This window comes from Streptomyces boninensis (genome assembly GCF_048572725.1).
Lineage (GTDB): Bacteria > Actinomycetota > Actinomycetes > Streptomycetales > Streptomycetaceae > Streptomyces > Streptomyces boninensis.
Map to the genome: position 1 here is coordinate 7,367,050 of NZ_CP183837.1, position 20,515 is coordinate 7,387,564.

Genomic DNA, 20,515 nt, shown 5'->3' on the forward strand with positions numbered 1-20,515 from the left:
GGGGACGGGGTTCCACGACACCACCGAAAAAACGCGGTGGTCGGCCGCCGCTGGGGACGCTGGGTTTTTTCGGCGGCGTCGTTCCACCCCGTCCCCTCCTTGCGCTGCCGGGTGCGGTCAGCTGCGCTGCGGGATGCCCGTGACCCATCGCTCCTGCGGGAGCGGCGCCGCTCCGCACGATGCCGGTGTGGGAGTCGCCCCGGTGGGCGCGGCTGAGGTGACGTCGATCGACCAGGTCGCGGCCGTGTGCCGCAGCTGCACCGACCACCGCGGATGCGCTCCGGTCACGCCGGTGACGGCGATCGCGTCGGCGTCGTCCTCGCCCAGATGCTCGCGCAGCGCCAGCTCCGCCGCCTGGGCCGGGCGGTCCCACGTGGAGCGGCCGCGGCAGCCGGTGGTGATGACGCGGTTGTCGCGGAGGGCTTCCACTGCCTCCTTCACCGCGTGCGGGGTCATGCGGCCGTACGCATAGCCGTGGGGGAGGAGCAGCAGGGTGGGGGAGAAGCGGTGGCCGCCGATGTGGGTGATTTCCCAGGTGTCGCAGGCGGCGGAGGCCGCCAGGGTGGTGGCCAGCGGGCGGCCCAGAAGGGCGCAGCAGCGGTCGCGTTTGCCGTTCGTGCAGACGAGAGCCAGGGGGCCGGTGGCGGGGGTGCCGGGGAAGGACGCCTGGTGGCCCGCGCCCAGGGCGGTGAAGTCCAGGTCGAGGAGGTGGGCCGGGTCGGACAGCTGTGTCGTACGGACCCATGCGGCGCCCGGGGCGGTGTGGGCCGCGAAGATCCGCCGGTGGCCGGCGGTCCCACTGTCCGCGTGGCGGCCGGGGCGGCGGATCAGGGCCGCGCGTACGCCCGTCCCGGCCGTCGCCGCCTCCAGGGCGCGGCCCAGCGCCGGGTCCAGGTGGCTCGCGGTGAGGGCCTTCGCGCCCCAGGGGCCGTTCTGCTCGATCAGCAGCCAGGTGGCTGCCGTCGCGGCGGTGCCGGCCAGCGGCTCGTCCAGGGCCTGGGAGGCGGTTGCGCACGTCGTCACCGCGAGAGCGTATCGCAAGGGACTTGCAAAGCTTGCGTTGACTTACGCTAGCCTTGCGGGCATGACGCGACGACTTGCTGAAGTAGCCAAGAAGGTGGGGGTCTCCGAGGCCACCGTCAGCCGGGTGCTCAATGACAAGCCCGGGGTTTCCGAGGCCACCCGCCAGGCGGTGCTGTCCGCGCTCGATGTGCTCGGGTATGAGCGGCCTACGCAGCTGCGGGGGGAGCGGGCGCGGCTGGTGGGGCTGGTGCTGCCGGAGTTGCAGAACCCGATCTTTCCCGCGTTCGGTGAGGTCGTCGGGGGTGCGCTTGCGCAGCTCGGGCTGACGCCCGTGTTGTGTACGCAGACCAAGAATGGCGTTTCTGAGGCCGACTACGTCGAGTTGCTGCTGCAGCAGCAGGTGTCCGGTGTCGTCTTTGCCGGCGGGTTCTACGCTCAGGCCGGGGCGCCGCACGATCACTACAAGCGGCTTGCCGAGCGGCATATCCCCGTCGTGCTGATCAATGCCGCCATCGAGCATCTCGGCTTCCCGACCGTCTCCTGCGATGACACCGTCGCCGTCGAGCAGGCCTGGCGGCATCTTGCGTCGCTCGGGCATGAGCGGATCGGTCTTGTGCTGGGGGCCGAGGACCATATGCCGTCGCGGCGCAAGCTTGCGGCGGCGCGGGCCGAGGCCGAGCGGTCCGGGCTCGAGCTGCCGGACTCGCGCATCGCGCGGGCGCAGTATTCGCTGGAGAGCGGGGCCGCGGTGGCCGGGCGGCTGTTGAGCGAGGGAGTCACCGGGTTCGTCTGCGCCAGCGACCCGATCGCGCTCGGTGTCGTACGGGCCGCGCGGCGGGCCGGGCTCGATGTGCCGCGGGATGTCTCCGTGGTCGGGTACGACGACTCCGCGCTGATGAGCTGCACCTCGCCGCCGCTGACCACCGTGCGGCAGCCCATCGACGCCATGGGGCGGGCGGCCGTCGACCTGCTGCACGCCCAGATCGGCGGGGCGAAGGTCGCCGATGACGAGCTGCTCTTCGAGCCTGAGCTGGTGGTGCGGGCTTCTACTGCTCCTGTGCGATAGGGATCTACAGGTAGCTGTTTAATTCTTGCGAAGTCTGCGCGAGATATTGCGTTCACAAGTCGTCGGTGGTTGAGTGTGCCGCCTCGGCAGCGAGGGCTGCCGGGGCGGGCTCCCTTTTTACGGGTGGCCCTCACTCGCTCATGCCCGAAGGGGACCACCGATGAGAAGCTCCGGGTTCCGCCGTACATGGACAACGGCGGCGATATCGGCCGTACTCGCGCTGACCGCGGCCGCGTGCGGTACCTCCAGCACCGATGACAGCGGCGGCAGCGATCCCGGCGCCGACGCCGGCCAGCCGCTGGACAAGAAGACCAAGGTCACCATCAGCATCGACTGCATGCCGCCGGCGACCAGGAAGAACGAGCTCAAGGGCTGGAAGCGGGACATCGCGGCGTTCAAGAAGATGTACCCGAACGTCACCATCAAGGGGAAGAACACCGACCCCTGCCTGGAGCCGCCCCGATTCACCGCGATGCTGAAGGCGAAGTCGCAGCCGGACGTCTTCTACGCGTACTTCACCGACCGGCAGCAGATCCTGGACAACGACGCCGCCCAGGACATCACGCCGTACGTGAACAACAAGACGGTGCCCGCGTTCGGCGACATCAGCGGCAGCGTCCTCAACGACCTGAAGTCCGACGGCAAGCTCTACGGCCTGCCCCGCGAGCACTACTCCATGGGCCTGCTGATCAACCGCAAGCTCTTCGAGAAGGCCGGCCTCGACCCGGACAAGCCGCCGACGACCTGGGAAGAGGTCCGCAGCGCGAGCAAGAAGATCTCCGCGCTCGGCGGCGGCGTCAACGGCTTCGGCGAGTACAGCGCCACCAACCAGGGCGGCTGGCACTTCACCGCATCCGTCTACAGCCGCGGCGGGAGCGTCGTCACCCAGGACGGCAAGAAGGCCGCCTTCAACGACGCCACCGGCAAGGCCGTGCTGCAGCAGCTGAAGGACATGCGCTTCAAGGACGGCTCGATGGGCAAGACCCAGCTGCTGAAGTGGGGTGACCTGCAGAAGCAGATGGCCTCCGACAAGCTCGGCATGTTCATCGCCGCGCCGGACGACCTCACGCATATGAAGCAGCAGCTGGGCGCCGACTTCAGCCGGTTCGGGATGGGGCCGATCCCCGGGCAGAAGTTCACCCTGACCGGCGGGGATGCGTACTACATCAAGAAGGGCCTCTCGCCGGACAAGACCAAGGCGGCCATCGCCTGGCTGAACTACCGCTTCCTGTCCCAGGGCAAGGGCCGCTTCAACTGGGAGGGGATCAAGAGCGACGGCAACCCGGTCGGGCTGCCGCAGCCGGACTTCTGGGCCGGTGAGACGCGCAAGAAGGACGACGCGGAGCGGGAGAAGTACGCCACCGTGCCGGTCGAGAACTTCAAGGCCTTCCGCGAGAACCCGGTGCCCGGCAAGAACGAGCCGGCCAAGGCGCAGGAGGTCTACAAGATCCTCGACACCGCGATGTCGTCCGTGCTGACCAACAAGAACGCCGACGTGGAGAAGCTGCTCGACACCGCAGAGCAGCAGGTCAACCAGGTCCTGGCGAACGGCTGACGGGAGCGAAGTCCAGATATGTCGGCCCCCGCACTCACCAGGAGCGAGGCCCCCAAGGGGCGGCCCGGCGGCAAGCACGCCGCGGGGCCGTCCGCCGGGCGGCGGCGCGAGGACCTCGCGCGCTCCATCCGCCGGAACCTCTCCGCGCACGGCTTCCTCATCGGCGCCGTGCTGTGCTTCGGCTTCTTCTCCTGGTATCCGATGGTCCGCGAGTTCCTGCTCGCCTTCCAGCAGAACAAGAACGGCGTCACCACCTGGGTGGGCTGGCAGAACTTCCAGCACGTCATGAACGACCCGGCGTTCTGGCAGGCGTGGCGCAACACCCTGCTGTTCACCGCCCTGGCGCTGGTCCTCGGCTTCGCCATCCCGTTCTTCGTGGCGGTGCTCCTGAACGAGTTCCGGCACGGGCAGGGCTATCTGCGGCTGCTGGTGTATCTGCCGGTGATGCTGCCGCCGGTCGCGTCCGTGCTGCTCTTCAAGTATTTCTACGACCCGGGCCACGGCCTCTTCAACGCCATCCTGGGGTCGGTGGGACTGCCGGAGCCGGAATGGCTGCAGTCCACCGATACGGCGATGCTGTCCGTGGTCATCGCCGCGACCTGGATGAACATGGGCAGCGCCACCCTGATCTACCTGGCCTCGCTGCAGGGCATCCCGGGTGAGCTGTACGAGGCCGCCGACCTGGACGGCGCCGGGCTGTGGGGCAAGATCTGGCACGTCACCATCCCGCAGACGCGGCTGATCCTGTCGCTGATGTTCCTGATGCAGATCATCGCGACCATGCAGGTCTTCGTGGAGCCGTTCCTGCTCACCGGCGGGGCGGGCCCGGAGGGCTCGACGACCACGGTCGTCTATCTGATCTACCAGTACGCGTTCAACTTCAACAACTACGGCTCCGCCGCCGCCCTCGGCCTGATGCTGCTCCTGCTGCTGGCCGTCTTCTCCGGGGCGTACGCGAAGCTGAACCGCTCGGACGGGGAGTGAGACATGGCAGCGATCGAGGCACGGCCTCGCACCCTCATATCCCCGGCCCAACTCGGGCGCCGGCGCGGCAAGGTGACGTACTGGATCATCTTCGGCGTGACCATGGTGGTCTTCACCCTGGTCTTCCTCGGGCCGCTGTACTGGATGGTCACCGGCGGGCTGAAGTCCACCGCCGAGGTCATCCAGTCGCCGCCGACCGCCTATCCGAAGGACCCGCAGCCGGCGACGTACGGCGACGCCTGGGACAAGCTGAACCTGGCCAAGCTGCTGGGCAACACGCTCTATTACGCCTTCGGGGCGCTGGCCTTCCAGCTGGTGCTGTGCGTGGCGGCCGCGTACTCGCTCTCCAAGCTGCGGCCGGTGCTGGGGAACGTCATCCTCGGCATGATGCTGGCGACGCTGATGATCCCGGCGACGGTGCTGATCGTCCCGCAGTACCTCACCGTCATCGACGTGCCGATCTTTGAGCGCAATCTGGCCAACTCGCCGTGGGCGATCTGGCTGCCGTCCGTCACCAATGCCTTCAACATCTTCCTGCTGAAGCGGTTCTTCGACTCCATTCCGCAGGAGCTGCTGGACGCGGCCTCGATGGACGGCGCCTCACGGGTGCGGACACTGTGGTCCGTGATCCTCCCGATCTCCCGGCCGATCCTTGGCGTGGTCTCGATTTTCGCGATCGTGAATGTCTGGAAGGACTTCCTCTGGCCGATGCTGACGCTCCCGGATCCGGGCAAGCAGACGCTGAACGTCGGCATCTACTCGCTGTCGACGGGGGTCTCGGAGAACGTCCTCATCGCGGCCATGACCATCGCCTCAGTTCCGACTCTCATTCTCTTCCTCATCTTCCAGCGGAACATCATGAGCGGCCTGACCGCGGGCGGGCTCAAGGGCTGAATCGAAAGGAACATCCGTGTCCGACACGAGCTGGTGGCGGCATGCCGTCATTTACCAGGTCTACGTTCGCAGCTTTGCCGATGCAGACGGCAATGGCACCGGCGACCTGGCCGGCGTCCGGGCCAAGCTGCCGTACCTGGCGGAACTCGGCGTAGACGCCCTGTGGTTCAACCCCTGGTACCGCTCACCGCTGGCCGACGGCGGCTACGACGTCTCCGACTACCGGGCCATCAACCCGTCCTTCGGCAGCCTCGACGAGGCCGAGAAGCTCATCGCGGAGGCCCGCGAGCGGGGTCTGCGCACGATCGTCGACATCGTCCCGAACCACGTCTCCGACCAGCACCCGTGGTTCCAGGCGGCGTTGGCGGCCGGGCCCGGCAGCCCGGAGCGGGAGCTGTTCCACTTCCGCCCCGGGCGCGGGCCCGGCGGGACGCTGCCGCCGAACGGCTGGGTGAGCGAGTTCGGGGGTGTGCCGTGGACCCGTACGGATGACGGCGACTGGTATCTGCACCTCTTCGCGACCGGGCAGCCGGACCTCAACTGGGCGCATCCGAGGGTGCGGAAAGAGCATGAGGACGTGCTGCGGTTCTGGTTCGACCGGGGGGCGGCGGGCGTGCGCATCGACTCGGCGGCGCTCGCGGCCAAGGACCCCGCGCTGCCGGACTTCGAGGCCGGCGTCGACCCGCATCCGTTCGTCGACCGCGATGAGCTGCATGACATCTACCGGTCGTGGCGGGCCATCGCCGACGAGTACGACGGGGTGCTGATCGGCGAGCTGTGGGTGGAGGACCCGGAGCGCTTCGCGCGCTATCTGCGCTCCGACGAGCTGCACACCGCCTTCAACTTCGACTTCCTGGCGCGGCGGTGGGACACGGCGGAGCTGCGCTCGTCGATCGACCAGACGCTGGCGTATCACGCCCCGGTCGGGGCGCCGGCGACCTGGGTGCTGTGCAATCACGATGTGACGCGGACCGTGACCCGGTACGGGCGGTCCGACTTCACCGGCTTCGACTTCGAGAAGAAGCGCTTCGGCACGCCTACGGACCTGGAGCTGGGCACGCGGCGGGCGCGGGCGGCGGCGCTGCTGTCGCTGGCGCTGCCCGGTGCCGTCTACCTGTACCAGGGCGAGGAACTCGGGGTGCCGGAGGTGGAGATCCCGCGCGATCGCATCGAGGACCCCATGCACTTCCGCTCCGGCGGCACGGATCCCGGTCGTGACGGCTGCCGGGTCCCGCTTCCCTGGTCGTCGGGCGGAAGCTCGTACGGATTCGGGCCCGACGGGGGCGCCGAGCCCTGGATGCCGCAGCCGGCGGACTGGGGCACGTATGCGGTGGCGGCGCAGGAGGGCGACCCGGGGTCGATGCTGGCGCTGTACCGCGATGCGCTGCGGCTGCGGCGCGGGGAGCCGTCGCTCGGCGACGGGCCGATGCGGTGGCTGCACGCCCCGGAGGGGGTGCTCGCGTTCGCCCGCGACGGGGGATCCTTCGTCTGCATGATCAACATCAATGGACGCCCGGCGGAACTCCCGCCGCACAAAACTGTCCTGCTGGCCTCCGGCCCGCTCGCCGGCGGTCGCCTCCCGCAGGACACGGCGGTCTGGCTGCATACCTGACTCTGGCAGCCAGGCCGGCACGGGGGAGGACCGATCGCCCAAGGGTGGGGCGATCGGTCCGCCGTGTTTTACGGCCCGTTACACCGGCCCCGCGATCGACGCCACCGTCTTCGACAGCGGTGTGCCCGAGCCGTCCCGGCGCGGGTCGGTCTCCGGCAGCGGCACCGCCGCGCCCGTCTTGCTTGCCGCTCGGGCCGGGGTCGGGCCCGCCCAGGCCAGGGTGAGGCAGTCCTCGCCCTTCAGGAAGCGCTGGCAGCGGACGCCGCCCGTGGCGCGGCCCTTCCTCGGGTACTGGTCGAAGGGGGTCAGCTTCGCCGTCTGGACCCAGGCGCCGTCCAGCGCACCCGTCGAACCGGCGATGGTGAACACCGCCGCGTCCTGCGCCGGATCGACCACATTGAAGGAGATCACCTTCGCGCCCGCCGACAGCTTGATCCCGGCCATCCCGCCCGCCGGGCGACCCTGCGGCCGGACCTGCGAGGCCTGATAGCGCAGCAGCTGCGCATCATCGGTGATGAAGACCAGGTCCTCCTCGCCCGTACGCAACTCGGCGGCGCCCACGATCCGGTCGCCGTCCTTGAGGGTGATGACCTCCAGCTCCTCCTTGTTGGCCGGATACTCGGGCACCACCCGCTTCACCACGCCCTGTTCCGTGCCGAGCGCGAGGCCCGGTGAGGATTCGTCCAGGGTCATCAGGCAGACGGCCGTCTCGCCGTCCTCCAGCGTCAGGAACTCCTTCAGCGGCGCGCCGCCGGCCAGCGTCGGCGCCGCCGCCGTCTCCGGCAGGATCGGCAGGTCGATCACCGGCAGCCGCAGCAGCCGCCCGTCCGACGTCACGACGCCCACCTGCGCTCGCGAGGTCGTCGGCACCGCCGACACGATGACGTCGTGCTTCGCCCGCTTGGCGCCCTCCGCCTCGGGGAAGGCCGAGCCATTGGCCGTACGGGCCAGCAGGCCGGTGGACGACATGAGCACCCGGCACGGGTCGTCGGACATCTCCAGCGGGACCGCGGAGACGGTCGTCTCGGGCGCCTCCAGCAGCACCGTGCGCCGCTCGGTGCCGTACTTCTTCGCGACCGCGCCGAGCTCGGACGAGACCAGCTTGCGCAGCTCCGCGTCCGACTCCAGGATCGCCGTCAGCTCGGCGATCTCGGCCTTCAGCTTGTCCCGTTCGGACTCGAGCTCGATCCGGTCGAACTTCGTCAGCCGGCGCAGCGGGGTGTCCAGGATGTACTGCGTCTGGATCTCGGACAGCTCGAAGCGGCGCATCAGCTTGTCCTTGGCCGCCGCCGCATTGTCGCTGGCGCGGATGATGCGGATGACCTCGTCGATGTCGACGAGCGCCACCAGCAGGCCCTCGACCAGGTGCAGCCGGTCCTCGCGCTTGCGCCGCCGGAACTCGCTGCGCCTGCGGACCACCTCGAAGCGGTGGTCGACATAGACCTCCAGGAGCTCCTTCAGGCCGAGCGTGAGCGGCTGGCCGTCCACCAGCGCCACATTGTTGATGCCGAAGGACTCCTCCATCGGCGTCAGCTTGTAGAGCTGCTCCAGCACCGCCTCCGGGTTGAAGCCGTTCTTGATCTCGAAGACCAGGCGCAGGCCGTGCTGGCGGTCGGTGAGGTCCTTCAGGTCGGCGATGCCCTGCAGCTTCTTGGCGCCGATCAGGTCCTTGACCTTCGCCCGCACCTTCTCCGGGCCGACGGCGAACGGCAGTTCGGTCACCACGATGCCCTTGCGGCGCGGCGTGACCTGCTCCACCGTCGCCGTGGCGCGGATCTTGAAGGTGCCGCGCCCCGTCTCGTACGCGTCCTTGATGCCGTCCAGCCCGGTGATCTTGCCGCCGGTGGGCAGGTCGGGCCCCGGCACGTACTTCATCAGGGTGTCCAGGTCGGCGCCCGGGTGCCTGATGAGATGGCGGGCCGCGGCGATGACCTCGACCAGATTGTGCGGCGCCATGTTCGTGGCCATGCCGACGGCGATTCCGGAGGCGCCATTGACCAGCAGGTTCGGGAACGCGGCGGGCAGCGCGATCGGTTCCTGCTCGCTGCCGTCGTAGTTCGACTCGAAGTCGACCGTGTCCTCGTCGAGGGACTCGACCATCAGCGAGGCGGGCGGCGCCGGGCGGCACTCCGTGTAACGCATGGCGGCGGGCGGGTCGTCATTGCCGAGCGAGCCGAAGTTGCCGTGCCCGTCCACCAGCGGCACCCGCATCGAGAACGACTGCGCCATGCGCACCAGGGCGTCATAGATGGCCTGGTCGCCATGCGGGTGCAGCTTGCCCATGACCTCGCCGACGACGCGGGCGCACTTCACATACGGCCGGTCGGGGCGCAGCCCCATGTCGTTCATCATGTGCAGGATGCGCCGGTGCACCGGCTTCAGGCCGTCACGGGCGTCGGGGAGCGCGCGCGAGTAGATGACGGAGTACGCGTACTCGAGGTAGGAGCCCTGCATTTCGTCGACGACGTCCACGTCGAGGATGCGCTCCTCGAAGTCGTCAGGCGGCGGGGCTGCCTTCGTGTTGCGGCGGGCCATCTTAGGCTGCGGTCCCTTCGGCTCATCGGATCGGGCAGGTGTCTGTCAGAAGACGGGTCGGCCCCCATTGTGGACCCACGGACTGACAACCCGGCCCGCGACCCGGCATAACGCCCTCGCACGGGGGCCCGACATACAGTGGGCATCACATCATTTACGTTCGGACTTGACGCCAAGAACGCTGCGATCGAAGGGACGATACGGCCCATGGGTCAGACGGCCACACCCCAAGCCGGCTCCGGCGGGCTCACCGCCACAGAACACCGCCTCTCCAACGGGTTGCGCCTGATCCTCTCCGAGGACCACCTGACCCCCGTCGCCGCCGTCTGCCTCTGGTACGACGTCGGCTCCCGGCACGAGACCGAGGACCGCACCGGGCTCGCCCACCTCTTCGAGCACCTCATGTTCCAGGGTTCGAAGCAGGTCCAGGGCAATGGCCACTTCGAGCTCGTCCAGGGCGCCGGCGGCTCCCTGAACGGCACCACGAGCTTCGAGCGCACCAACTATTTCGAGACCATGCCCGCCCACCAGCTGGAGCTCGCCCTCTGGCTGGAGGCCGACCGCATGGGCTCGCTCCTCGAAGCGCTCGACCAGGAAAACCTGGACAATCAGCGCGACGTGGTCAAGAACGAGCGCCGCCAGCGCTACGACAACGTCCCGTACGGCACCGCCTTCGAGAAGCTCACGGCGATGGTCTTCCCGGAGGGCCACCCGTACCACCACACCCCCATCGGCTCGATGGAGCACCTGAGCGCCGCCACGCTGGAGGACGCGCAGGCCTTCTTCCGGACGTATTACGCGCCGTCCAACGCCGTCCTCGCGGTCGTCGGCGACATCGACCCGGAGCAGACCCTCGCCTGGGTGGAGAAGTACTTCGGCTCGATCCCGAACCACGCGGGCAAGCAGCCGCCGCGCGACGGTTCGCTGCCGGACATCCTCGGCGCGGCGCAGCGCGTCGTCATCGAGGAGGAGGTGCCGTCGCGGGCCCTCATGGCCGCGTACCGCCTCCCCGAGGACGGCACCCGCGAGGCCGACGCCGCCGACCTGGCGCTCACCGCCCTCGGCGGCGGCGAGTCCTCCCGGCTCTACAACCGGCTGATCCGCCGCGACCGGCTCGCCGTCGGCGCCGGCTTCGGCATGCTGCGGCTCGCCGGCGCGCCCTCGCTCGGCTGGCTGGACGTGAAGGCCTCCAGCGGCGTGGAGATCCCGCAGATCGAGGCCGCCGTCGACGAAGAGCTCAAGCGCTTCGCCGACGAGGGCCCCAGCCCCGAGGAGCTGGAGCGGGCGCAGGCGCAGCTGGAGCGCGAGTGGCTGGACCGGCTCGCCACCGTCGGCGGCCGCGCCGACGAACTGTGCCGCTACGCCGTCCTGTTCGGCGACCCGCAGCTCGCCCTGACCGCCACCGAGCGGATCCTCAGCATCACCGCGGAGGAGGTGCAGGCCGTGGCCAAGGCGCGGCTGCGCCCCGACAACCGGGCGGCGCTCGTGTACGAGCCCACAGAGGGCGCAGACAGCAGCGACGAGGAAGAGGGAGCCGACCAGTGAGCGCGGCACAGATGACGTTCCACCCGCAGCCGCAGGCCGGGCAGCCCAAGCCCTGGGCCTTCCCGGCGCCCGACCGGCGCACCCTGCCCAACGGCCTCACGGTCCTGACCTGCCACCGGCCGGGCCAGAAGGTCGTCGCCGCCGAGGTCAGCCTCGTCGCCCCGCTCGCCGCCGAGCCCGCGGGCCTCGACGGCGTCGCCACGATCATGGCGCGCGCCTTCTCCGAGGGCACCGACAAGCACTCGGCCGAGGAGTTCGCCGCCGAGCTGGAGCGGGCCGGCGCCACCCTCGACGCGCACGCCGACCACCCGGGCGTACGCCTCTCCCTGGAGGTCCCGGCCTCCCGGCTGGCCAAGGGCCTCGGCCTCCTTGCCGACGCCCTGCGCGCCCCCGCCTTCCCGGACAGCGAGATCGAGCGCCTCGTAGGCAACCGCCTCGACGAGATCCCGCACGAGCTCGCCAACCCGGGCCGGCGCGCCGCGATGGCCCTGTCCGCCGACCTCTTCCCCGCCACGGACCGGGCCTCCCGCCCGCGCCAGGGCACCGAGGAGACGATCGAGCGGCTCGGACAGGAAGGTGCGGCGGCGGTACGGGCCTTCTACGAGGCGCACGTCCGCCCGGCCACCGCCACCGCCGTCATCGTCGGCGACCTGGAGGGCATCGACCTCGACGCCATCGTGGCCGACACCCTCGGCGCCTGGACCGGCAACACCGCGGAGCCGCAGCCCGTCGCGCCGGTCACCGCCGACGACCACGGCCGCGTCGTGATCGTCGACCGCCCCGGCGCGGTGCAGACGCAGCTGCTCATCGGCCGCATCGGCCCGGACCGCCACGACCGCGTCTGGCCCGCCCAGGTGCTCGGCACGTACTGCCTCGGCGGCACCCTCACCTCCCGTCTGGACCGGGTGCTGCGTGAGGAGAAGGGTTACACGTACGGCGTCCGCGCCTTCGCCCAGGTGCTGCGCTCGAACGAGGACGGCACCGGCGCCGCGATGCTCGCCATCAGCGGCTCCGTGGCCACGGAGGTGACGGGACCGGCGCTGGAGGACACCTGGACCGTGCTCCGTACGCTCGCCGCCGAGGGGCTGACCGACGCCGAGCGGGACGTGGCGGTGCAGAACCTGGTGGGCGTGGCCCCGCTGAAGTACGAGACCGCGGCCGCCGTCGCCGACACCCTCGCCGACCAGGTCGAGCAGGGGCTGCCGGACGACTACCAGGCGCAGCAGTACGCGCGGCTCGCCGAGACCGGCACGGTGGAGGCGACTGCGGCGGTCGTGAGCGCGTACCCGGTGGACCGCCTGGTGACGGTCCTGGTCGGCGACGCCGCGGAGATCGAGGAGCCGGTGCGGGCGCTGGGCATCGGCGAGGTGCGCGTGGTCAAGGGCACCTGATCTGTCCGGAACATGTGGTTAAGCCCCGGCCGCTCGGCCGGGGCTTAATCTTTTGCCCGAGCATTCCTCACGCAATTTCATTTCCGCTGCCATACTGTGCATTCCTGAGGCGGGCCAGGGGAGGCGGATAAAATGCGGAGAGAACGATGAACGGCGGGTCCTCGCATGCAGTGTGCACGGCGATCCGCGACGACATCGTCTCCGGATTCTTCGCCCCCGGTGCACGCCTGACCGAGGAGCACCTCGCCCGCCGCTACGGCGTCAGCCGGGTCCCCGTACGGGAAGCCCTGCGGACCCTCGAATCGGAGGGCTTCGTCACCACAAAGCGGCACGTCGGAGCGATGGTTGCCGAGCCCGGGCCCGAGGACGCGGCCGATCTGCTGGACATCCGCGCCCTGTTGGAGCCGCTGGGCGCCGCGCGGGCGGCGAAGCGGCGTACGGATGCGCATCTGAAGGTGCTGCGCGGGCTGGTCAGGCTCGGTCAGGAGCGGGCACAGCGCGGGCAGGTCAGCGAACTGCCGTCGCTGAGCGGCTGGTTTCACGAGACGCTCGCGCAGGCCACGGGGTCGCCGAGCCTGGCGGGGCTGCTCATCCAGCTGCGGCGGAAGATCGCCTGGATGTACGCGGCGGCGCCGCACCGGCGGGCGGTGGACTCGTGGGCCGAGCACGGGGCGATCGTGGACGCGGTGGCGCGCGGGGACGCCGAGCGGGCGCGGGGGCTCGCGGTGCTGCATGTGGAGCGGTCGGCGGGGTCGTATGAATTCCGAATCCCGGCGGGTGTGAGTAGCCGGAAACATGCCGTAAACATAAGCGGCGACCGGTCGTAACAAAGGAAGGGTAATTACCCCGGAAATGCAGCGAGCCGCACCGGCCGGGTAATTCCGGCCAAGTGCGGCGCTACGTGAAGCGACTGCTTCAGACGGTCTCCGGAAGCTCCTCGAGCCCCTCCGAGACCAGCTTCGCCAGGCGGTCCAGGGCGCCGTCGGCGCCTTCCGCGTCGGAGGCCAGGATGATCTCCTCGCCGCCCTTCGCGCCCAGGCCGAGCACGGCCAGCATCGACGCGGCGTTGACCGGGTTGCCACCGTTCTTCGCGATGGTCACGGGGACGCCGGCGGCGGTGGCGGCGCGGACGAAGATCGAGGCGGGACGGGCGTGCAGGCCCTCGGCCCAACCGACGGTGACACGGCGCTCAGCCATGGTGTTGCCCTTCAGGTCGTTGCGGTTGTCTAGACCATTCTTGCATGGTGTGCGGGGTGCTCCGGCAACCCCACCTTGCCCTGCACCGCCGCCCTCCGCGAGCGGAAACGGTCCAATGCGGTACCCCGCCTAGGGCCTGTCTGGAGCCTCCCGTCTGCGCCCCGACGCCCGGCACGCACGCTCGCCGCACGGGGGAAACGGACAGGTGGCTCCGCCACATGACCGTTTCCCCCGCACGCCGATCGCACGCACCGACCGCCGCTGCGCCGCGCTGCGCGCGACGACGGGAGGCTCCAGACAGGCCCTACTCTTGCCCCATGGGCACGGAGGCGGCACCTGACTACCCCGACTACCCCGCGCACTGGGAGGCCGACGTCGTGCTGCGCGACGGTGGCACGGCGCAGATCCGGCCCATCGGGCCCGAGGACGCCGACCGGCTCACTGGCTTCTACGAGAAGGTCTCCGACGAGTCGAAGTACCTCCGCTTCTTCGCCCCGTACCCCCGGCTGTCCGACAAGGACGTGCACCGCTTCACCCACCACGACTACGTCGACCGGGTCGGGCTCGCGGCGGTCGTCGGCGAGCAGTTCATCGCCACCGTGCGCTACGACCGCATCGCGCCGACCGAGGCCGAGGTCGCCTTCCTCGTCCAGGACGAGCACCAGGGGCGCGGCGTCGCCTCGGCGCTGATGGAACACATCGCGGCCTGCGCGCGCGAGCGCGGCATCCGCCGCTTCGCGGCCGAGGTGCTGCCCGGCAACACCAAGATGATCAAGGTGTTCACGGACGCCGGATACACGCAGAAGCGCACCTTCGAGGACGGGGTGGTGCGGCTCGAGTTCGACCTGGAGCCGACGGAGAAGTCCGTCGCGGTGATGCGCGCGCGGGAGCAGCGGGCCGAGGCCCGGTCCGTGCAGCGGCTGCTGTCGCCGGGCTCGGTGGCGGTGGTCGGCACCGGGCGGCGGCCAGGCGGGGTCGGGCGTACGGTGCTGCGCAACCTGCTGGACGGGGGGTTCGGGGGATCCGTGTACGCGGTGAACCGGGCGCTGGACTCCGGTCAGCCGGAGATCGAGGGCGTCGCCGCGTATCGCTCGGTGCGCGACATCCCCGGCGAGGTCGACCTCGCCATCGTCGCGGTGCCGGTCCCGGAGGTGCCATCGGTCGTGGCGGACTGCGGCGAGCACGGCGTGCAGGGCCTCGTGGTGCTGACGGCGGGCTATGCGGACGCGACCGGCGCGGGCGCCGAGGGCCGGGCGCGGCAGCGCGAGCTGGTCCGCCAGGCGCGCTCGTACGGGATGCGGCTGATCGGCCCCAACGCCTTCGGGCTGCTGCGCCAGACGGCGGGTGGCGGCGAAGCGGCGGGTGGCGGCGAGGCGCCGGGTGTCCACCTGAACGCCTCCCTCGCCCCGACGACGCCGCCCGCCGGACGCATGGGCGTCTTCACGCAGTCGGGCGCGATCGGCATCGCCCTGCTGACCGGGCTGCAGCGGCGGCCGGGCGCCGGGGTGTCCACCTTCGTCTCGGCGGGGAACCGGGCGGATGTCTCCGGCAACGACTTCCTGCAGTTCTGGCACGACGACTCGGATACGGACGTCGTGCTGATGTACCTGGAGTCGATCGGCAACCCGCGCAAGTTCACCCGCCTCGCGAAGCGGACGGCGGCCCGGAAGCCGGTCGTGGTGGTGAAGGGCGCCCGGCACACCGGCAGCGCCCCGACCGGACACGCGGTGCCGACGACCGGGGTGTCGGCGGAGACGGTCTCCGAGCTGCTCGCCCAGGCCGGCGTGATCCGCGCCGATACCGTCACGGAGCTCGTGGACACAGGCCTGCTGCTGGCGAGCCAGCCGCTGCCGGAGGGCCCGCGGGTGGCGATCGTCGGCAACTCCGAGTCGCTGGGCCTGCTCGCCTACGACGCCTGCCTCACCCGCGGCCTGCGCCCGCTGCCGCCGCGCGACCTGGGCAGCGGGGCCGGACCCGAGGACTTCCGCGCGGCGGTGGCGGCGGTGATGGCGGACGCGAGCTGCGATGCCGTGGTCGTCACGGCGATCCCCTGGGTCGCCGACCCGGACCTGCCGGCGCTTGCGGCGACACCGGGACCGCAGGACGCGCGGACGCTGGCGCGGGAGCTGCGGGCGGGCGCGGCGGGCGGGGCGAAGCCGGTGGCCGTCGTATCGCTGGCGCTGGAAGGGCTGGGGGAGGCGCTGGCCGGGGTGGCTGGGGAGCCCGGCGCGCCCGCCGCCGCCCGTACGATCCCCGCCTACGACGCCGCCGAGCGCGCCGCGCTGGCGCTCGCCGAGGCCGTGCGCTACCGGCAGTGGCGGCGGGAGGCCGCCGAGCCCGGCAGGGTGCCGGAGCTGGACGGCGTGGACGAGGCCGGGGCGGAGGCCGAGATCGAGCGCGTGCTCGTGGATGCCGCCGAGGGCGAGGTGCGCGAGCTCGGCGCGGTCGACAGTGCGGAGCTGCTCGGGCGGTACGGGATCCCGGTGCTGCCGGTGCTCCGGGCGGCCGATCCGGACGCCGCGGTGGCCGCGGCCGCGCGGCTGGGATATCCCGTGGCGCTGAAGACCACCGCCGCGCATCTGCGGCATCGGCCCGACCTCGGGGGCGTACGGCTGGACTTGGCCGACGAAGGCGCGCTGCGGCGGGCGCACGACGAGCTCACGCGGACGCTGGGGAAGAGCGAGGAGCTGAACCTCGTCGTGCAGGCGATGGCGCCGCGCGGGGTGGACACCGTCGTACGGGCGACCGTGGAGCCCGCGGTGGGGGCGGTGCTGTCGTTCGGTCTTGCGGGGGCGCCGTCCGAGCTGCTCGGGGATGTGGGGCATCGGCTGGTGCCCGTCACGGACCAGGAGGCGGCGGCGCTGGTGCGGTCCATCCGGGGCGCGCCGCTGCTGTTCGGGTGGCGGGGGGCGGATGCGGTCGACACCGCGGCGCTGGAGGAGCTGCTGCTGCGGGTGTCGCTGCTCGTCGACGACCATCCCGAGGTGGTGGGCGTGGAGTTGACGCCCGTGGTGGTGGCGGCGCAGGGGGCGGTGGCGCTGTCGGCGGTGGTGCGGGTGGCCGTGCCCCCTGCGCGGACGGATCTCGGGCCGCGGGTGCTGCCGTCGTACTGAGAGCCTGTCCTCAAACCCGGCCGCTACCCGGCGTCGGGGCCCGTGGCCACCGGCCGCTCCGGGTCGTTCGACCACTCCGACCAGGAGCCCACGTACAGGGCCGCCGGGACGCCGGCCACGTCCAGCGCCAGCACCTGCTGGGCGGCGGAGACGCCCGAGCCGCAGTACACGCCGACCTCCGCGTCCGCCGTGGCGCCGAGCGCGGTGAAGCGGGACGCCAGCTCTCCGGCGGGGAGGAAGCGGCCGTCCGCGGCCACGTTCTCCGTCGTGGGTGCCGACAGCGCGCCCGGGATGTGCCCGGCCACCTTGTCGATCGGCTCGACCTCGCCGCGGTAGCGCTCCCCGGCGCGGGCGTCGAGCAGGATGCCGCGCTGGGCCAGGGCGGCCGCCTCGTCCGCCGTCAGCAGCGGCATTCCGCCCGGAGCAGGTACGAAGCTGCCCTCCGCCACCTCCGGCGTCGACGTGGACAGCTCGCCGCCCGTCGCCGTCCACGCCGCGAGCCCGCCGTCCAGCACTCGGACGGCACCGTGGCCCGCCCAGCGCAGCAGCCACCACGCGCGCGCCGCCGCCCAGCCCTGCCCGCCGTCATAGACGACCACCGGACGATCGGCCGAGACCCCGGCCCGGCGCATGGCCGTACCGAATACCTCCAGGTCAGGCAGGGGGTGGCGGCCCGCGGCGCCCGGTGCGGAGGCCAGCTCCGTATCAAGGTCCACATAGACCGCTCCGGGGATGTGCCCCGCCTCGTACTCGGGGCGCCCAGGCGGGCCGCCCAGCTGATAGCGGACGTCCAGCAGCGTGGGGGCTGCCAAGTCGCTCGCGAGTTCGGTTGCGGAGATGATGGAAGCAGTCATGAAGGCCATCTTGGCGTACGGCGGAAAATCGCCGCATAGGGGCAGCGCAATCACAGAAGCGATGGAAGCATCTACAGCGCGTGACGCCGCCCGTGATGGCCATAGGAGAGAGTGACCTGACCATGACCCCGCACCCGCGCACCCCCGGTATGCCGTGCTGGGCGAGCCTTATGGTCCACGGCCTCGAGCCCGCGCAGGACTTCTACCGTGCGCTCTTCGGCTGGGAGTTCCAGCCCGGCCCCGAGCAGCTCGGCCCGTACGTGCGGGCGGTGCTGGACGGCCGCGAGGTGGCCGGCATCGGCATGCTCGCCCCGGAGCGGCAGCTGAGCATCGCCTGGACCACCTACCTGGCGACGGACGACGCCGATGACACCGCCCACCGCGTGTGGATGTGCGGCGGCACCGTGGGCGTCGGGCCGCTGGACGCGGGGGAGGCCGGGCGGGTGGCCATGTGCGCCGATCCGGCGGGTGCCGTCTTCGGGATCTGGCAGGCCGGGCGGCATGAGGGGGCGCAGCGGCACGGGGTGCCGGGGACGACCGTACGCAATGATCTGCTGACCGTGGAGACGCCCGCCGCTGTGGCGGCCGAGTTCTACCGGCTGGTCTTCGGCTACGAGGTCGAGGACGCCGGGGACGACGGCGTGAACCTGCTCGTGGAGGGCCACCCCGTGGCCGTCGTGCGCGGCGGGGACGCGGATGAGGCGCCGCACTGGATGACGTACTTCGCCGTCGAGGACGTCGAAGCCGCCGCCAAGCTCGTCGTGGAGCTCGGCGGACGGGTGGAGGAGGGCCCGTACGACGGGGACTACGGGCGGGCGGTCGAGGTCGCCGACCCGGAGGGCGCGGTCTTCACGATGGTGGCCGCCGGTTAGCCGCGGATCTCGATCAGGGGCACCAGCTGCTCGCGCGAGGTGAGCGTGCCGTGCATGCCCACCAGGGCTGATTCCTTGGGCTCTGTACGGGTGGCCACGATCGCGATGTCGGCGGCGGCGGCCACGACGATGTCGCCGATCCGGGCGCGGACCCGGTCGTCCACCTTGGGGCCGAACCAGCCCAGCGCGATCGCCTCGTCCCGGCTCACCACCCACGCCTGATCGCCCAGCACCTCGCGCCAGACGGTGAGCACGTCGCCCGCCGCGCCGGGGACGGCGTAGACATGGCGGGCCCGGCCCTCGCCGCCCAGGAGGCGGACGCCGGCGCTCAGCTCCCAGTCCTCGTCGAAGTCGTAGCGGTGTTCCGGGGTGAAGGGAATGTCCGTCATGCCGTGGTCGGCGGTGACGTAGAGGGCCGATCGCGGGGGGAGTTGCTCGGCGAGGCGCTGGGCCAGCCGGTCGGCGTAGTTCAGCTGGCCGCGCCAGGCGTCCGAATCGACGCCATAGCGGTGACCCTTGCCGTCCACCTCGCTGTAGTACGTATAGACCAGGGACCGGTCGGCCGACCCCAGCTGCTCCGCCGCCAGGTCCATGCGCTCCTCGCCGGAGAGGCGGCCGTGGAAGGTGCCGCCGCTCAGGGCGATCTTCGTGAGCGGGGTGTGCTGGAAGGCGGGGGAGGAGACCTGGCAGGTCCGGATTCCGGCGGCGGCGGCCTGCTCGAAGATCGTCGGGTACGGCTGCCAGGTGTGCGGGTCGGTCCAGGGGTTCCAGCGGAGCTGGTTCATCAGCGCGCCGGTCTCCGGGTTGAGGGCGCTGTAGCCCGGCAGGCCGTGGCAGCCAGGCGGCAGGCCCGTACCGACCGAGGCCAGGGACGTGGCGGTGGTGGCCGGGAAGCCCGCGGTGATCGGGTCCGCGGTGGCGTGGGCGTAGAGGAAGGGGGCGTCCTCGGGGTGGGCCAGGAGGAGCTCCCAGCCGAGACCGTCGATGAGGAAGACGCAGGCGCGGTCCACCGGGTCGAGGGGGAGCGCCCGCTCGAATCCGGGCACCGCCAGGCCCGCGGCCAGCGTCGGCAGGAGGTCGGCCAGGGAGCCGGTGCCGTAGCGGGGGGCCGGGGCGGTGCGGGCGTCCAGCGGTTCCGGCCAGGGGGGTGGGGTGTGAGTCAGGTCGGTCACCGGGCGGTGGCGCCGCCCTCGGCCGTGGCCTCGGAGAGGGACTGGGCGAAGGCGAGGGCCTGCCGGACGGTCTCGGGGCCGTCGCCGGCCTCGCTGACCCTAAGGCTCAGGTCGTCGGCCGTGGAGGAGCCGGTGTAGCCGTGGTCGGCCTCGCAGTTGGGGTCGCCGCAGGTGGCGGGCTCCATGTCGAGGCGGGCGACCGCGCCCCAGCCGACGGTGAGCACGACCTCGCGGGGGAGGGTGCCGGTGGTGTACGACTCCGGGTTGGCGACGACCCGGCTGAGGACGACCGAGGAGATCCGGGAGAGCTTCACGGACTCGGTGGAGGTCGTCGCGTACGGCGTCGGCGAGGTGCCGTCCGCGGCCTGCTCGTCGGTGTGGCTGACCAGGAAGCGGGTCTTGGTCAGGACCAGGACCGTGACGTGGCGGCGCACCTCGTTGGAGTCGAAGGTGGTCTCCTGATGGACCAGGTAGGAACTGACCGGCTCGCCGCCGACGGCGGCGTCCACCGCCTCGGCCACGAGCGTGGGGTAGTAGCCGCTGCGCTCGATGGCCTCACGCAGGCCCTGGGTCGCGGTTCCGGTCTTTGCCATGGGCCCCAGCATACGATGCGGCTCGCGGCGGGCCGGTGCGCGGAGCCGAATCGCCCGCTCCGTCGAGCACCTCTTCGAGTACGACAAGGGGCCCCGCGCGATTGCTCTG

At 71.2% G+C, this 20,515-nt stretch carries 16 protein-coding genes; 10 read left to right on the forward strand and 6 right to left on the reverse strand.

Going from position 1 to position 20,515, the window contains the following annotated elements:
* Positions 1-117: 117 nt before the first annotated feature.
* Positions 118-1,023: a sucrase ferredoxin gene (locus ACNNMR_RS33590; protein WP_419998458.1), complete on the reverse strand. Its 906-nt coding sequence runs from the start codon at positions 1,021-1,023 to the stop codon at positions 118-120.
* Between the two features lie 61 nt (positions 1,024-1,084).
* Between ACNNMR_RS33590 and ACNNMR_RS33595 the strand changes: the two genes are divergently transcribed.
* From ACNNMR_RS33595 to ACNNMR_RS33615, 5 genes are all read left to right on the forward strand, one after another.
* Positions 1,085-2,089, forward strand: a complete 1,005-nt coding sequence (locus ACNNMR_RS33595; RefSeq protein ID WP_419998459.1) for a LacI family DNA-binding transcriptional regulator — start codon at positions 1,085-1,087, stop codon at positions 2,087-2,089.
* A 160-nt stretch (positions 2,090-2,249) separates the two neighbouring features.
* The gene (locus ACNNMR_RS33600) at positions 2,250-3,644 is read left to right on the forward strand and encodes an extracellular solute-binding protein (RefSeq protein WP_419998460.1); all 1,395 of its coding nucleotides are present in this window, start codon (positions 2,250-2,252) and stop codon (positions 3,642-3,644) included.
* 18 nt (positions 3,645-3,662) lie between these two features.
* Positions 3,663-4,628 (forward strand): carbohydrate ABC transporter permease, encoded by a 966-nt coding sequence (locus ACNNMR_RS33605; RefSeq protein WP_419998461.1) that lies wholly within the window; start codon positions 3,663-3,665, stop codon positions 4,626-4,628.
* Positions 4,629-4,631: 3 nt separating this feature from the next.
* Positions 4,632-5,522: a carbohydrate ABC transporter permease gene (locus ACNNMR_RS33610; protein WP_419998462.1), complete on the forward strand. Its 891-nt coding sequence runs from the start codon at positions 4,632-4,634 to the stop codon at positions 5,520-5,522.
* Between the two features lie 16 nt (positions 5,523-5,538).
* A complete protein-coding gene (locus ACNNMR_RS33615) occupies positions 5,539-7,134 on the forward strand; it encodes a glycoside hydrolase family 13 protein (protein WP_419998463.1) in 1,596 nt (531 codons plus the stop codon).
* 78 nt (positions 7,135-7,212) lie between these two features.
* Here the strand turns inward: ACNNMR_RS33615 and ACNNMR_RS33620 are convergent, their stop codons facing one another.
* Positions 7,213-9,669 (reverse strand): DNA gyrase/topoisomerase IV subunit A, encoded by a 2,457-nt coding sequence (locus tag ACNNMR_RS33620; protein WP_419998464.1) that lies wholly within the window; start codon positions 9,667-9,669, stop codon positions 7,213-7,215.
* 207 nt (positions 9,670-9,876) lie between these two features.
* On the opposite strand from ACNNMR_RS33620, the gene ACNNMR_RS33625 reads away from it, so the two are divergent.
* The 3 genes from ACNNMR_RS33625 (at position 9,877) to ACNNMR_RS33635 (ending at position 13,432) form a co-directional block, all read left to right on the forward strand.
* Complete coding sequence (locus ACNNMR_RS33625; protein WP_419998465.1) at positions 9,877-11,214, forward strand: M16 family metallopeptidase; 1,338 nt, start codon at positions 9,877-9,879, stop codon at positions 11,212-11,214.
* An 11-nt stretch (positions 11,215-11,225) separates the two neighbouring features.
* A complete protein-coding gene (locus ACNNMR_RS33630) occupies positions 11,226-12,605 on the forward strand; it encodes a M16 family metallopeptidase (RefSeq protein ID WP_420000571.1) in 1,380 nt (459 codons plus the stop codon).
* Between the two features lie 146 nt (positions 12,606-12,751).
* A complete protein-coding gene (locus ACNNMR_RS33635) occupies positions 12,752-13,432 on the forward strand; it encodes a GntR family transcriptional regulator (protein WP_419998466.1) in 681 nt (226 codons plus the stop codon).
* Positions 13,433-13,520: 88 nt separating this feature from the next.
* On the opposite strand, the gene ACNNMR_RS33640 is transcribed toward ACNNMR_RS33635, so the two are convergent.
* Positions 13,521-13,802 carry an HPr family phosphocarrier protein gene (locus ACNNMR_RS33640; protein WP_165237203.1) on the reverse strand — a complete coding sequence of 94 codons (282 nt, stop codon included), beginning with the start codon at positions 13,800-13,802 and terminating at the stop codon, positions 13,521-13,523.
* Positions 13,803-14,119: 317 nt separating this feature from the next.
* On the opposite strand from ACNNMR_RS33640, the gene ACNNMR_RS33645 reads away from it, so the two are divergent.
* A complete protein-coding gene (locus ACNNMR_RS33645) occupies positions 14,120-16,915 on the forward strand; it encodes a GNAT family N-acetyltransferase (protein ID WP_419998467.1) in 2,796 nt (931 codons plus the stop codon).
* Positions 16,916-16,938: 23 nt separating this feature from the next.
* On the opposite strand, the gene ACNNMR_RS33650 is transcribed toward ACNNMR_RS33645, so the two are convergent.
* Positions 16,939-17,778 (reverse strand): sulfurtransferase, encoded by an 840-nt coding sequence (locus ACNNMR_RS33650; RefSeq protein WP_419998468.1) that lies wholly within the window; start codon positions 17,776-17,778, stop codon positions 16,939-16,941.
* 113 nt (positions 17,779-17,891) lie between these two features.
* Between ACNNMR_RS33650 and ACNNMR_RS33655 the strand changes: the two genes are divergently transcribed.
* A complete protein-coding gene (locus ACNNMR_RS33655) occupies positions 17,892-18,641 on the forward strand; it encodes a VOC family protein (RefSeq protein WP_419998469.1) in 750 nt (249 codons plus the stop codon).
* On the opposite strand, the gene ACNNMR_RS33660 is transcribed toward ACNNMR_RS33655, so the two are convergent.
* Both ACNNMR_RS33660 and ACNNMR_RS33665 read right to left on the reverse strand, forming a co-directional pair.
* On the reverse strand, positions 18,638-19,804 hold the full coding sequence (locus ACNNMR_RS33660; RefSeq protein ID WP_420000572.1) for an alkaline phosphatase family protein: 1,167 nt from the start codon (positions 19,802-19,804) through the stop codon (positions 18,638-18,640). The two genes, ACNNMR_RS33655 and ACNNMR_RS33660, sit on opposite strands and share 4 nt — an antisense overlap.
* A 5-nt stretch (positions 19,805-19,809) precedes the next feature.
* On the reverse strand, positions 19,810-20,406 hold the full coding sequence (locus ACNNMR_RS33665) for a DUF5998 family protein (protein WP_419998470.1): 597 nt from the start codon (positions 20,404-20,406) through the stop codon (positions 19,810-19,812).
* Positions 20,407-20,515: the final 109 nt, after the last annotated feature.